Annotated in this window: 12 protein-coding genes; 7 read left to right on the forward strand and 5 right to left on the reverse strand. The window is 55.5% G+C overall.

Features of this window, described 5'->3' with window-relative positions; genetic code table 11:
* Positions 1-32: 32 nt before the first annotated feature.
* Together H7B67_RS07765 and H7B67_RS07770 are read right to left on the reverse strand one after the other, a co-directional pair.
* Positions 33-716, reverse strand: coding sequence for a zinc metallopeptidase (locus tag H7B67_RS07765; protein ID WP_185119201.1), 684 nt, complete (start codon positions 714-716; stop codon positions 33-35).
* A gap of 37 nt (positions 717-753) precedes the next feature.
* Positions 754-1,212, reverse strand: a complete 459-nt coding sequence (locus H7B67_RS07770) for a MerR family transcriptional regulator (RefSeq protein WP_185119202.1) — start codon at positions 1,210-1,212, stop codon at positions 754-756.
* 498 nt (positions 1,213-1,710) lie between these two features.
* Here H7B67_RS07770 and H7B67_RS07775 point away from each other — a divergent pair, with 498 nt between their 5' ends.
* Genes H7B67_RS07775 through H7B67_RS07785 form a run of 3 tightly spaced genes read left to right on the forward strand, consistent with a single transcriptional unit; the run spans position 1,711 to position 4,964 of the window.
* A complete protein-coding gene (locus H7B67_RS07775; protein WP_342592402.1) occupies positions 1,711-3,087 on the forward strand; it encodes an ammonium transporter in 1,377 nt (458 codons plus the stop codon).
* Positions 3,088-3,141: 54 nt separating this feature from the next.
* Positions 3,142-4,221, forward strand: coding sequence for a DUF294 nucleotidyltransferase-like domain-containing protein (locus H7B67_RS07780; protein WP_185119203.1), 1,080 nt, complete (start codon positions 3,142-3,144; stop codon positions 4,219-4,221).
* A gap of 5 nt (positions 4,222-4,226) precedes the next feature.
* The gene (locus tag H7B67_RS07785) at positions 4,227-4,964 is read left to right on the forward strand and encodes an exonuclease domain-containing protein (protein WP_342592403.1); all 738 of its coding nucleotides are present in this window, start codon (positions 4,227-4,229) and stop codon (positions 4,962-4,964) included.
* On the opposite strand, the gene H7B67_RS07790 is transcribed toward H7B67_RS07785, so the two are convergent.
* Together H7B67_RS07790 and H7B67_RS07795 are read right to left on the reverse strand one after the other, a co-directional pair.
* A complete protein-coding gene (locus tag H7B67_RS07790; protein WP_185119204.1) occupies positions 4,961-5,383 on the reverse strand; it encodes a M67 family metallopeptidase in 423 nt (140 codons plus the stop codon). The two genes, H7B67_RS07785 and H7B67_RS07790, sit on opposite strands and share 4 nt — an antisense overlap.
* A 71-nt stretch (positions 5,384-5,454) precedes the next feature.
* Positions 5,455-6,774 (reverse strand): MFS transporter, encoded by a 1,320-nt coding sequence (locus tag H7B67_RS07795; RefSeq protein WP_185119205.1) that lies wholly within the window; start codon positions 6,772-6,774, stop codon positions 5,455-5,457.
* Positions 6,775-6,937: 163 nt separating this feature from the next.
* Between H7B67_RS07795 and H7B67_RS07800 the strand changes: the two genes are divergently transcribed.
* Positions 6,938-7,522 carry a TlpA family protein disulfide reductase gene (locus H7B67_RS07800; RefSeq protein WP_185119206.1) on the forward strand — a complete coding sequence of 195 codons (585 nt, stop codon included), beginning with the start codon at positions 6,938-6,940 and terminating at the stop codon, positions 7,520-7,522.
* Between the two features lie 54 nt (positions 7,523-7,576).
* On the opposite strand, the gene cimA is transcribed toward H7B67_RS07800, so the two are convergent.
* Positions 7,577-9,184, reverse strand: coding sequence for a citramalate synthase (cimA, locus tag H7B67_RS07805; protein ID WP_185119207.1), 1,608 nt, complete (start codon positions 9,182-9,184; stop codon positions 7,577-7,579).
* Positions 9,185-9,388: 204 nt separating this feature from the next.
* Here cimA and H7B67_RS07810 point away from each other — a divergent pair, with 204 nt between their 5' ends.
* The 3 genes from H7B67_RS07810 (at position 9,389) to H7B67_RS07820 (ending at position 13,073) form a co-directional block, all read left to right on the forward strand.
* Positions 9,389-10,675, forward strand: a complete 1,287-nt coding sequence (locus H7B67_RS07810; protein ID WP_185119208.1) for a DNA polymerase IV — start codon at positions 9,389-9,391, stop codon at positions 10,673-10,675.
* A 128-nt stretch (positions 10,676-10,803) separates the two neighbouring features.
* The gene (locus H7B67_RS07815) at positions 10,804-11,040 is read left to right on the forward strand and encodes a ferredoxin (RefSeq protein ID WP_185119209.1); all 237 of its coding nucleotides are present in this window, start codon (positions 10,804-10,806) and stop codon (positions 11,038-11,040) included.
* Between the two features lie 179 nt (positions 11,041-11,219).
* Positions 11,220-13,073, forward strand: a complete 1,854-nt coding sequence (locus tag H7B67_RS07820) for a CHASE2 domain-containing protein (protein ID WP_185119210.1) — start codon at positions 11,220-11,222, stop codon at positions 13,071-13,073.
* The last annotated feature ends 7 nt before the right edge of the window (positions 13,074-13,080 follow it).

Genomic DNA, 13,080 nt, shown 5'->3' on the forward strand with positions numbered 1-13,080 from the left:
GACAATCGGAGCTCCCTTTGCGTTTTGCGATCTTATTCCTCGCGGCTGCTGGTGAAGATCATGATGTACTTGATCAACTCGAGCAGGGAGATGAGCGCCGCGGCTACGTAGGTTAGGGCGGCTGCATTCAGGACCTTGGCGACTCCGCGTTCCTCGTCGTTGCGGATGAAGCCCTCGACGACCATCAGCTTGCGTGCCCGGTTGCTGGCGTTGAATTCGACCGGCAGGGTAACCAATTGGAAGGCGACCGCGGCCGAGAAGAAGATGATGCCCAGGCCGACCAGGTTCATGGCTTGGAACAGGAAGCCGGCGATCAGCAGGAACGGCGCGATGCCGGAGGCGAAGCGAACGACCGGGAACATCTTGTGGCGAAGCACGAGCATCGGATAATGCTCCTTGTGCTGAATCGCGTGGCCGATCTCGTGGCAGGCGACGGAGACGGCCGAGATCGAGCTCTCGTAATACACCGGCTCGGACAGTCTTACGACGCGGTTGACCGGATCGTAATGGTCGGACAGCTTGCCCGGAACCGGTTCGATCGGAATGTCGTGCAGCCCGTTGCGATCGAGAAGGCGTCTTGCGGCTTCATAACCGGTCATGCCGCTGGAGGTCTGGACCTCGGACCATTTGTTGAAGGTTCCGCTGACTCGGAATTGCGCCCACAGCGAGAGCAAGAACGCAATGATAATTAGAAAATCCATAGGGTGAAAAAACATATTCGATTCCCTCCGTGTCTAATGGAGCTTCGGCTTCTTACATCAGGTTGCTCTTGTTGAGCAGGAGGAGCAACGCCTCGACGCAAGCCGCTGTCTGCGGGGTAATGACGCTGAACAGCTTCTTCGCTTGCTGGGGCTTTAGCGTATCCAGAACCGGTTCAAGCTCTTTGACTTGCCGCTCGATCTGAGTAAGCTGAGTCTGAAGCTCGGCCAGCTGCTTGGATACCTGCTCGTTCGGAGTGGCCCGGTGCAAGGCCGCGAAGTTCTCCTTGATTTCTTCGAGCGTGAATTTCTGTGCCTTCAACATTTCAATACGCCGAATTCGTTCCAAGGTTTCATCATCATACAAACGATAATTGCCGGAAGAACGCTGGACGGGGGTCAACAATCCCATCCCGGTGTAATAGTCGATCGTGCGGGGGCTGATCCCTGTCAAACGGGAGAGCTCACCGATTCGATAAAGGCTGCGTTTGGTTTCCGAAGATTCTTGACGCACGACTTCCACCTTCTTTCTTTCTTCGTTTCTGTACTAATAAGATACTTACAAGGATACCGCCAAAACAATTCACTTGTCTTATAACCATTAATATACCCATCCTTAACCATACAGTCAAACGTGATGCTTTTGGAAGCCGATCCGGAGAATCGGGCGGCAAGGGACATGTAAGGTTTTCGAGGGGTTCATCGGCAGGCAAGGGCTTAAGCGGCCATCCAAACCTTGAAAACCTGACATGAACAGGATTTATGAATAGTTCACAAAAAAAGACTTCGTACTCCTTGATCGCAAACTTAACAGGAGCTTCGGGTAAAAAGGCCCAAAACAGCGGTTATTTCTTAACATTCCGTTGATGATACGAATCTAATGTTAGATTTTTGGTTCAAAACTCCTCGTTTTTTCATTTTACTGTATTGTCAAATCGTGAACTTCTTACTATAATGACACTAAGCCTTTCTTAAAATGTTATGAAACATTACACGTAGGGAGTGGTCGGTAGTGGTCAAAAAGAGTATGCTCGCAATAGGCGCAATGCTCATGCTTTTCCCAACTATGGCATTTGCCGCAGAGGGTGACGGACCTTCGGCAGCGACTTTGGACATGGGACTTAATGCCCTCTGGATCATGGTTGCGGCAATCCTCGTACTGCTGATGCAAGGCGGCTTTATTCTTCTGGAGACCGGCTCCACCCGAATGAAGAATGCCGGTCACGTGGCGGGCAAGACAATCTTCACCGTAGGACTTGTATCTTTGGTATACTGGGCAGTAGGCTACGGCTTCGCCTTCGGCGGAGACGCTAGCGAAAGCTTGAACAAGTTCATCGGCATCGGCAACTTCTTCTTCGATCCGACGATCGTTGCGGCCGATGGAGAAAGCTATCCTTCCACGATCTTCTTCGTCTTCCAGCTGGCGTTCGCGGCCGTGTCGCTGTCGATCGCGTGGGGCGGCTTCGCGGAACGCGCCAAGCTGTCGGTTTACCTGATCTTCACCCTGGTCTTTGGTTCGGTTATCTACCCGGTCATCGCCCACTGGATCTGGGGCGGCGGCTGGCTCGCGGAGGACGGTTCCCAAGACTATGCCGGTTCGACGGTCGTTCACTTGACGGGCGCCATGGCTGCGCTGGCGGCTACGATCCTGCTCAAGCCGCGTATCGGCAAGTACAACAAAGACGGTTCCGCCAATGAAATTCTCGGTCACAACCAAGTATTTACGTCCCTGGCCGTTCTCCTGCTGTGGGTAGGCTGGTTCGGATTCAATGCCGGTTCCGCGGTTGCGGTCGGCGACGGCTTCTTCGGTTATGTCGCCTTCACGACCCAATTGGGCGCGGCGGGCGGCGCCGTAGCGGCGCTTCTGATCTCCTGGCTCGTTAAGGGCAAAGCCGACATCGGCGTTACGCTGAACGGAGCTCTTGCCGGTCTGGTTGCCATCACCGCATCTTGCGCATACGTCGAGCCTTGGGCATCGGTCGTCATCGGTCTTATCGCCGGCGTGCTCGTATTCCTGAGCCAAGCGTTCTTCGAGAAGATCAAAGTGGACGATCCGATCGCGGCCATGTCCGTACACGGCGCGGCCGGCGTATGGGGCACTCTCGCCAACGGCTTCTTCGCGGCTCCTGCTCTGGTTGAGCAAGTAGGCGTAGGCAAAGAAGGTCTCTTCTACGGCGGCGGCGGGCATCAGCTGTGGGTGCAATTCGAATCCGTCGTCGTATGCGGCGCCTTCGCGTTCGCAGCTTCCTTCATCGTCCTGTGGATCATCAAGCAAATCATCGGTCTTCGCGTTACCGAAGAGCAAGAAATCATCGGTCTTGACCTGAGCGAACACGGTAACTACGGTTATCCGGAAGCTCTTAAGAAATCCGGAACGGCTAGCCTATAAATAAACAAGTCGGTCGTTGATCCAATGGCGCCCGTTCAGGAGGGGAGAAGCCGCATGTCCAGTCTCCACAAGGAGAAGCGGCTGCTTGACATCACCGGCGCCGGAGATCCGGGAAGCCTACGTACAATAAGGGAAGAGGAGCAGAATCGCCTGGGGGCGATTCTCTCCTCTTCTCCGGTGATTGAACTGGTCGAAGATCTTAACGAGCTTCACGATTCCCTTATTCTAAGGGCGTTGAAGCTTGCCGAGATCGAAATGGCACGGTTGGGGCACGGCGCTCCTCCCGTGCCTTATGCTTATCTGCTCTTCGGCAGCGGAGGCCGCCGCGAGCAAACGTTCAGCAGCGACCAGGATAGCAGCCTGATTTACCTCGATCCGCAGAACGAAGCGGATGCCTTGACCTTCGAGAATTACTTCCAAACATTGGCGCAGATTACGGTCGGCTATCTCGTCGATATCGGCTATCCTCCCTGCGAAGGGAACGTGATCGCTTCCAATCCGGATTGGTGCATGTCGATCTCGGCTTGGGAGCGCAAGCTCGATTCGTGGTTCGAAGAACCGAATTGGGAGAATGTCCGGTACTTGCTCATCGTGGCGGACGGACGTCTGGTCGGCGGAGACGAGGATCTGGGAGCTAGGTGGAACGCTCGTTTCTACCGCGACTTCCTGGGTTCTCCTGTCATCGCCAGAAGAATGATGGAGAACACGCTCCGCCACAAGGTGTTGGTAGGAGTGTTCGGTCAGCTTCTTACCGAGAGGTACGGCGAATTGGCCGGCACCTTGGATATCAAGTACGGTGCTTATATTCCGATGGTTAACGTATTTAGGCTGATGGCCGTGCATGCCGGCATCAAGGAAACGAGCACAATCGGCCGGATTCGCGAGTTAGAGAAAGCGGAGATATTGTCTTCCGAAGAAGCGAAGGAAGCCGCCGAAGCGTTCGAGCTCTTCCTGCTGCTGCGTCTCATGGCCGTAACCAAGGACGAGAACGGACAATGGGCAGGAACGGGAGTCATTCATGCCAGCAAGCTTAAAGGAGAATGGAAGGTTCCCTTGAAGAAGGCGCTGAAGCTGGGACGCAAGCTGCAACGCCAAGTGGAGAGGGAGATGCGATACCGCTTCGGCGGGAGGTGAACAGCGTGAAAGAGCCTAAAAGCCCGATGGGGCGTATGTGGCATTTGTACAAAATGGGAGGAATCACTCCCGCGATCGCTTCGATGCTGGGTTCTTCCAATGCCCAGCAAATGGCGTTCATCCGCTCCATGTCTCGCGATCAACGCAAGGAATCCGCGCTGGATACTCCTTTGATGGAGATGGATGCCGTCGTGTTCGACCTGGAGACGACCGGATTCAATCCGTATAACGGAGATGAGATCATGTCGATCGGAGGCGTCCTTATCAAAGGCGGCGAGCTCCAGGAGGCGGAGCCGTTCTATACGTTGGTCAACCCGAGAAGGAAGATTCCGAAGCATATCACGGAGCTGACCGGCATAACGAACGAGATGGCGGAAGAGGCTCCCGATCTGATGCAAGGGCTGCACGACTTCATGGATTTCGTGGGGAGGCGCGTGCTTATCGCGCATGGCAGCGGCCATGATAAGCAGTTCCTGAATGCGGCTTTATGGAAAACCTCGAAAATCAACTTGACCCACCGCGTATTGGATACGATGATGGTTGCCAAGTGGCTGGAACCGAAGCGCAAGAGCTACGGCCTGGATGAGCTGCTGGAGACGTACGGCGTCGATGTGACCGTTCGGCATCATGCTCTTCACGATTCGGTGATGACGGCTAAGCTATGGTTCCAATTTCTTCCGATTATTCAAACCAAACAAGTTCAAACCATAGGCGACCTTTACGCTTATCTTAGTCGGCATTAAACGGCGATCAACGGAATGGGGATCCACTCGCCGCCGCTTCTGGCATACGCGCGAAGATCCGTCCGGCCGCCTTCGAGGCCGACAATCCAATAGCTTCCGCACCCATCCCACCCTTCGGCGTCTTGCGCGCTGGGAAGGGCGGGACCGGAGGGGTGGGAATGCCATAAACCGACGATTTCTCGTTGGTTTTTTTGCGTTTGCAGGTTGAGCCGAATCCATTCGTCGGGAGCGAACCGGAAGGAATCGCGAGGGTCGGCGGCAACGTTCCGCAAGAGGCAATAGCTCTCAACGGTCAATTCTTCCTCCGTTCGGATGCCAAGCAAGACTCCGCAGGCTTCGTAAGGGAGTCTTGCCCTGCATTGCGAGATCAGATCGGTCGCTATTCGATGGGGGATAATGCAGCGTGCGGGAACCGACATGGGAATAGCTCCTCTCCTTGGCTAGTTCCCAGTATGAAGGGTCAAGGAAAGTCCCGCAACGTACGATTCGATTATTTGACCTGCTTATCCGGCTTCACGAGGAAAAACACCGCGCATAAAGTGGCGAACGCGAGAACCGTGACCGAGATAAATACGGTTTTCTGGGATTTGTCCATCATCCATCCGAACAGGGGAGGGCCGAGCGCGACGCCGAAGAAACGAAGGCTGCTATACAAAGAGGTGATCATGCCCCTTTCGGCTTTCTCGACGACCCCGGTTATCATTGTCGTCAGGCAAGGGAGAAGCATGCCGGTGCCGATGCTTCCGACGCTGAGCAACCCGATAAATACGTACAGATTCTGGTTGAACCAGATCGTGCAGGCATAGGCAATGACCGTCAAAGCGAGAGCGATGTTCATGAACCACCGGATCAGTACCCCGTTCTTCCGGATAATGGTGCCGGTCAGGTAAGCCGTCGTTACCATAAAGAAGAGCGGGATGGCGAGCACGAAGCCCTTCGTGACGCCTTCAATGCGATAAGGATCCTTCTCCAACATATTGGAGAGGAAAAAAAGCACTCCGAACAAGGTGAACATCGCAGCCGCTCCTGCCCAGAAAGAAACCAGCATCCAACGGCCGTTTTTGGCGAATACCGCTTTGATTTTTTGGAGATATTCCTTTAATTTAACGGGCTCCGCGGTGCGCTTCGGCTCCTTGATAAGAAAGATCATCGCTAAGATCGCGAGAACGCAGAAAGCGGGAAACGAGAAAAACGGAGCGTACCATACGATTAACGCCAGAAGCGACCCCAAGATAGGACTGATGACTTTGCCGGTGCCGTTGGAAGCCTCGATCAAGCCGAGAGCCTTGGTCTCCTCCGCGTCCTTGTACAAGTCCCCCACGAGCGCCATGGCAATGGGGGTCGTTCCCGCGGCTCCGATTCCTTGAAGGGCTCTGGCGCCAAGCAGGATCCCGTAGCTGTGCCATAAGGCGGCAAAGCCGGACAGGATGCCGGCTCCCCCGTAAATAATGAGGGCGGGAATGATCACTTTCTTGCGGCTGAACCTGTCGGACAAGTATCCCGCAATCGGGATGATGAGGGCGGCGGTGATGGAAAACAACGTAACGACCAAGCTGCTCTGAAAGGACGATATTCCGAGCTCCCTGCTGAGCGTCGGCAGGATCGGGACGATCATCGAATTGCCAAGCACCAGAACGAGAGGCACGGAGGCTAAAGCGATGTATTCCCACACTTTGCCCTTAGGCGAGCTTTGCCCCTCCGCGCTGTCGGATTCCCGAGCGCGTGAGGATGTATCCATGTCGCTTGTGAAGGTGACCCTCAATTTGCGATTGCCGTGAGCCGAGGACGAGGACGAAGACGAAGAAGGCATGCTGCTCCTCCATTCATTAGGAATCGGTTGCGGGAACAGAGGTAATTTGCCCAGGTGGAATGGACGGCATTCAACATTTCGATTTTCGGGGCCAAGGGATGGAACGGATCGCGGAAATGGGGTAAGATAAGGAACAGAGCTCGAAGAGAAAGAAGGAACAGCGATGAAACGCAATCAGATCATCTTAATTCTGGCTTTCCTTGCCGTAATCGGAATCGTTCTGTGGAACGGGATGGGAAGCGATAAGCAGGAAGCGCAGGCTACGACCGAGCAGCAAGCGGGAGGGACCTCGTCCGTTCAGGAGGAGCTGAAGGTGGCCCCGGTACAAGGCTCGCTCGCTCCGTCCTTTCAATTGTCTTCTATAGATAAAAGCATCTCCTACGAGGTCGGCGGACAGAGGGATAAGCTTCTTATCATCAACTTCTGGGCATCCTGGTGCGGACCTTGCGACATGGAAGCGCCCGATCTGCAGAAGATCTACGAGAAATACGGAGATAAAGTGGACTTGTACGCGGTGAACGCGACCAAGTACGATACCGTGCGCGGAGCGAAGGACTTCGTGAAGGAGAAGGAGATCGAATTCCCGGTCATGCTGGACGAAGACGGCAAGGTCGGGGACGATTACAAAGTGTTCTCCTATCCGATCAGCTTCATCGTGGACAAGGACGGGGTCGTTCGCGAGCGGATCGAAGGCATTCAGCCTCTCGAGAAGTGGGAGACGATGCTTGACGGTTTGCTCAAGGCATAGACGAATAACGAAGGCGTCGCCAGGGAGGGTCCTGGCGGCGCCTTTGTTATGGATTCAGTGGTTGCTCAAGCCGACCGATTCCGGCAATTGCTCCATCGAATAGGAGCTCTTCTTGCCGAGGAGGGCGTAACGGATGCTGTCCAGAAGAGCTTCCCAGCTCGCTTCGATCACGTTGGAGGAGACGCCGACCGTGCTCCAGGTGTCTTTGAAGTCGGACGATTCGATCAGAACGCGGACCTTCGCGGCGGTCGCATCCTTATCGTCAAGAACGCGGACCTTATAATCGGTAAGATGAACGTTCGCGATGCTCGGATAGAATTGAACGAGAGCCTTGCGAAGCGCGTTGTCGAGGGCATTGACCGGGCCGTTGCCCTCCGCGATCGTATACACCTGTTGCCCGTTCACCCGAACGCGGACGATCGCTTCGGTGACCATGTTGGCTTCCGACTTCTCGCACAGGATCTTGAACGATTCGATCGTGAAGGCACTTTCTTCGTTGCCGAAGGCGTCGCGAAGCAGCAGCTCCAGGGAAGCGTCCGCTCCTTCGAACTGGTAGCCCTGATGCTCCAGCTCCTTGATTCGGTCGATGATCTCGCGGGAACCGGAGATCACGTTCACGTCGAGACCCAGCTCCTGGGCCTTGGAGAGGATATTGCTTTGGCCCGCCAGCTCGGACACGAGCACGCGCTGCTTGTTGCCGACGAGCTCCGGAGCGATGTGCTCGTACGTCTTGGAATCCTTCAGGATGGCGGATACGTGAATGCCGCCCTTATGCGCGAACGCCGCGTTGCCGACGTAAGGCTGGTTCACCGGTTGAATCATATTGGCGATCTCGCTTACGTAACGGGAGACGCTGGTCAAGGACTTTAACTGTTCGTCGCTGACGCAGCTGTAATTCATCTTCAATTGCAGGGTAGGAATGATCGAGCACAGATTCGCATTGCCGCAACGCTCGCCGTAACCGTTGATCGTGCCTTGCACTTGGCGGGCGCCGGCATTGATCGCCGCAAGCGTATTCGCGACGGCCAGCTCGCAGTCGTTATGCGTGTGAATGCCGATCGGGGCGTCGATAACGGCGCACACCCTCGAGACGATCTCGTGAATCTCGGTCGGAAGCGTGCCTCCGTTCGTATCGCACAGCACGATCCAATCGGCTCCGGCTTCCTTGGCCTTGGCCAGCGCGGAGAGCGCGTACTCCGGGTTCGCCTTGTATCCGTCGAAGAAATGCTCGGAATCGAATATCGCTTCCATGTCGTGTCTCTTCAAGTAGGCGATCGATTCGTAGATCATCGCCAGATTCTCTTCCAGCGTCGTCTGAAGGGCGGTGTGCACGTGGAAGTCCCATGATTTGCCCACGAGGGTCGCCGCCATCGCCTTCGAATCGATCAGGTGCTTCAGATTGATGTCCTGCTCGCAGATGCTGTTCTTGCGCCGCGTGCTTCCGAAAGCCGTCAGCTTGGCGTTCAAATTCATCTCCCGGGCGCGTTTGAAAAATTCGATATCCTTGCTGTTGCTTCCGGGGTTCCCGCCTTCGATATAATGAACGCCCAGCGCATCAAGCTTCAGAGCGATCTTGAGTTTGTCTTCCGCGGTGAGACTGATCCCTTCTCCTTGAGTGCCGTCCCGGAGAGTGGTGTCGAAGATGCTGATTGAAGTGGTCATGAAGTACGTGAGGCCTCCTACCCTGAGTTCCTTATAACTGAACCATACCGAATATTATAACATGTCTGAATACAAAAGTAGAGAATGCGAGGCCATCAAAAAAAGCGATAATACGCGGCCGGAGAAGGGTCGCCGCTTGCCCGACGCGCTCATTTGTTCGTATAATAAATACCAGCAATCGCCCTGGGGGAGGTGAACGCCCGCATGGAGGCCCGACGCGGCGGAAGAATCATTTTGCATATGGACATGAACGCCTTCTATTGCTCCGTGCACGCGGCGGAGGAGCCCGGCATATACAAAGGTAAGGCGACTGCCGTGGCCGGCAGCGTCGAGCTCCGCAAGGGAATCGTCGTCACTAGCTCGTACGAAGCCCGGGCCCGCGGCGTCCGCACCGGCATGACGGTCAGGCAGGCGCAGAGCGTCTGCCCGGATCTGTTGCTGATTCAGCCCGACTTCGATCTATACCGGCGGTACTCCCGGGCGTTCCTGCGGATCAGCCACAGCTATACTCCTCTCGTCGAGGCGGTCTCGATCGACGAATGCTATATGGACATTACCGGAAGCGGGCAATTCGGAGAGCCGCTGGAGATCGCGAACGCGATCCAGAGACGAGTTCGAGAGGAGCTGAACCTTCCTTGCTCGATCGGGGTAGCGCCGAACAAGCTGCTCGCCAAGATGGCGTCGGACATGCGCAAGCCCGATGCGATAACCGTTCTGAGGCGCAGGGACGTTCCCTCGCTGCTCTGGGACAAACCGTGCCAGACTTTGTTCGGTATAGGCAAGAAGACGGCGGAGAAGCTAACACGGATGAACATTCGAACCATCGGGCAATTGGCTAACGCGGACGCGAAGCTGCTTCTCGATAAGTTCGGGGTCTACGGGGAGTGGATGAAGAGAGCGGCGAACGGAATCGACGAATCGCCGGTCGAGCCGGTGAGGGAAGCGGCGAAGTCGATCGGCCATACGACGACGCTGCCGGCGGACCTGACCGAGGCGGAGCAGTATCGGCACGTGCTGCTCAACCTGGCGGACCAGACGACCCGGCGGTTGAGAAGGCATGGCATGCTCTGCACGACCGTCTCGATCACGATCCGCAATCCGGACATGAAGACGATTACCCGGGCGACAACTTTGGACGCGCCGACGGAATCGACCGACGACGTCTACCGCGTGGCATGCCGGCTAATGGATCGGCATTGGAAGAACGGGGATCCGGTCCGCCTGCTCGGCATTACTCTCCAAGGGCTGTCGGAGAAGAAGGAGACTCCCGTACAGCTTGATCTGTTCAGCTACGAGGAAGCTCCGCGCAAGGAGGAGCTGAATAAGGTAATGGACCGTTTAAGGGACAAGTACGGGGAATCCGCCGTTCTCACGGCGGGCATGCTGACCGACGATCCGTCCTCTCTCATCCGCAACAAGAAGCTTCGCGGTACGTCGCTGCAGACCGATTTTCTGAGGGAAAAGGATCCGCTCGGCGATAACGGGGATTAAGCGCGAATTCGGCTTGGTACAATCTTCAAATTCGTTTGATCAATTCGTTTTTTTATATTATATTGGACAACAGGAGTACTCATTTTTACGTACTTTTGTTCGAACCGAGTTGTTAAGGAGGATCTGCAATGGCTAAATTTACTTACGTGGATAAGGATACTTGCATCGCATGCGGAGCTTGCGGCGCGACGGCTCCCGACATCTACGATTACGACGACGAGGGCTTGGCCGAAGTTATCTTCCAAGGCGACGGCAATCATGGCAATACGGAGATTCCGGAAGACCTGTACGACGATCTGCAGGATGCTTGCGACGGATGCCCGACCGATTCCATCAAAGTTGCCGACTCCCCGTTCAATAACTAAGCGGATCGCAAGTGGCTCCCAGAGGAAGCTTGCAGAAGCGTAGCGAACCTCCCTTAGGCCTTCAAAGCCTCGGGGAGGTTTTTTGTTGCGTCCGAGCAGCCGACAATTTTCCGCAATTCTCTATGTTCTTACGCTATAATAGGAACGGATTGCCAAGATCTCATAGGGTGGGAAAATCATTGAGAGAAAAAATCAAACGAATCGCGATCGTCCTCAATATCGTCTTTCTGTTCGCCGTATTCGTCGTTTACCAGCTAAGGGCATTGCAGACGATAGATAACGTAATTTTCGACAGCGAAATGAAACGGACGGCGGATCACCGGGCGAACGACATCGTCGTCGTCGCCATCGACGACGAATCGCTGCAGGAGCTGGGCCGGTTCCCTTGGGATCGCGCGGTATACGCTCCTTTTCTCGATATGGTGAACCAGCCGGGCTACGAGCCGAAGGCGATCGGCTTCGATATCGTCTTCAACGAGGAATCCGACCCGGACAGCGACGCGGCCTTCGCCGAAGCGCTGGCGGCCTACGATAACGTGATCCTGCCGGTCGTCGGAGTAACGGAAGGCGACTTCAACAGCGTCATGACCTTGCATCCGGACGAATACCCCCAAGCGGTAGCCATCCAAGGGCCGATCCCCGCGTTCGCCGAGAACGCCCGTCTGGCCAATATCAACCGGGTCGTCAGCACGGATAGCATCATTCGCCAGACGTGGCTCAAGATCGCCTCGGAAGACGGGCAGGTTATTCCCTCTCTGGGCTATATGGCCGCGCAGATGGCAGGAGCGGACTTGTCGAAGTATGACGCCTTGACCGATCCGGGCAAGCGCTTCGACGATAAAGCGGTCGCCAAAAATACGATCACGATCGACTATCAGATCGTTCCCGAAGACCTCACCACGGTGCCGTTCAGCCGGGTGCTGAACGGGGACATCGATCCGTCCTTGTTCAAGGACTCTATCGTGCTCGTCGGGTTCACGGCCGTGGGACTCTCCGACGATAGCGGGCAGGATACCGGGGCAACGCCGATCAGCAAGCATATGAGCTTGGTTTACGTACATGCCAACATCATCAACCAGCTTCTGAACGGCACGGAAGTGTCCTACGTTCCGGATTGGGCGACGCTGATCCTTACGCTGCTGCTCTTCGGCTCGTTCATTCTCGTTCCGTGGCGCTTAAAGAACGTTTACTCGATCGTCCTCTTCCTGATCGCGCTCGCCGGCGTTCTCTGCGGTCAACGGCTTCTGTACGAGTCGGAGCAGATCCACGCGAACGTCGTCTATGCCGTTCTGGCGATGACGCTCGCCTATCTCTTGAACGTCTCTCTCAAGTCGTACCTCGAGAGCTCGCAGAAGAGCTTCGTCACCCGGCAGTTCGGCCGCTATATCTCTCCCGACCTCGTCAAGGAGATCGTCTCCAAGGATATGGATATCGAGCTCGGAGGCAATTCGAAGAACATCACGGTGCTGTTCCTCGATATCCGCGGCTTCACTCCGCTGTCCGAGAAGTTGACTCCACCGGAGCTGGTCGACACCTTGAACACGATGTTCAACATGATCACGCAGACGACGCTGAACAACCGGGGAACGATCGACAAGTTCATCGGCGACGCCGCGATGATCCTGTTCAACGCTCCGCTCGACGTGGAGGAGCATGAGCGTCTGGCGGTGAAGACCGCTTACGAGATCCAGCAGGGAATGAACGTGATCCGGGCGCAGATCGAAGAGAAATACGGCTGCGAGGTCAACGTGGGGATCGGGATCAACACCGGCAATGTCGTCGTGGGCAATATCGGTTCTTATCTGCGCGTGGACTATACCGCGATAGGGGACAACGTCAACATCGCGGCCCGGATCGAGTCCTCGACGAAGCCGGGGCAAATCATGGTATCGGAAGCCGTGTACGAGAAGACGAAGGAGCATTTCGACTACGAGGACGCGGGAGAGAAGATGTTCAAGGGCAAGTCGTTGCCGATTCGGATCTATGAAGTCAAAGGCTTGGCAGAGGGAACGAGACTCAGGGCATCCTCTTAAAGGCCTA

This window comes from Cohnella thailandensis, assembly GCF_014212135.1.
GTDB classification, from domain to species: Bacteria; Bacillota; Bacilli; order Paenibacillales; family Paenibacillaceae; genus Cohnella; species Cohnella thailandensis.

Excerpts from the sequence above, each read along its gene's own strand:
- H7B67_RS07765 (WP_185119201.1), bottom strand. The coding sequence starts at position 716 with ATGTTTTTTCACCCTATGGATTTTCTAATTATCATTGCGTTCTTGCTC.
- H7B67_RS07795 (WP_185119205.1), bottom strand. The coding sequence starts at position 6,774 with ATGCCTTCTTCGTCTTCGTCCTCGTCCTCGGCTCACGGCAATCGCAAA.
- H7B67_RS07810 (WP_185119208.1), top strand. The coding sequence starts at position 9,389 with ATGGAGGCCCGACGCGGCGGAAGAATCATTTTGCATATGGACATGAAC.
- H7B67_RS07780 (WP_185119203.1), top strand. The coding sequence starts at position 3,142 with ATGTCCAGTCTCCACAAGGAGAAGCGGCTGCTTGACATCACCGGCGCC.
- H7B67_RS07815 (WP_185119209.1), top strand. The coding sequence starts at position 10,804 with ATGGCTAAATTTACTTACGTGGATAAGGATACTTGCATCGCATGCGGA.
- H7B67_RS07800 (WP_185119206.1), top strand. The coding sequence starts at position 6,938 with ATGAAACGCAATCAGATCATCTTAATTCTGGCTTTCCTTGCCGTAATC.
- H7B67_RS07790 (WP_185119204.1), bottom strand. The coding sequence starts at position 5,383 with ATGTCGGTTCCCGCACGCTGCATTATCCCCCATCGAATAGCGACCGAT.
- cimA (WP_185119207.1), bottom strand. The coding sequence starts at position 9,184 with ATGACCACTTCAATCAGCATCTTCGACACCACTCTCCGGGACGGCACT.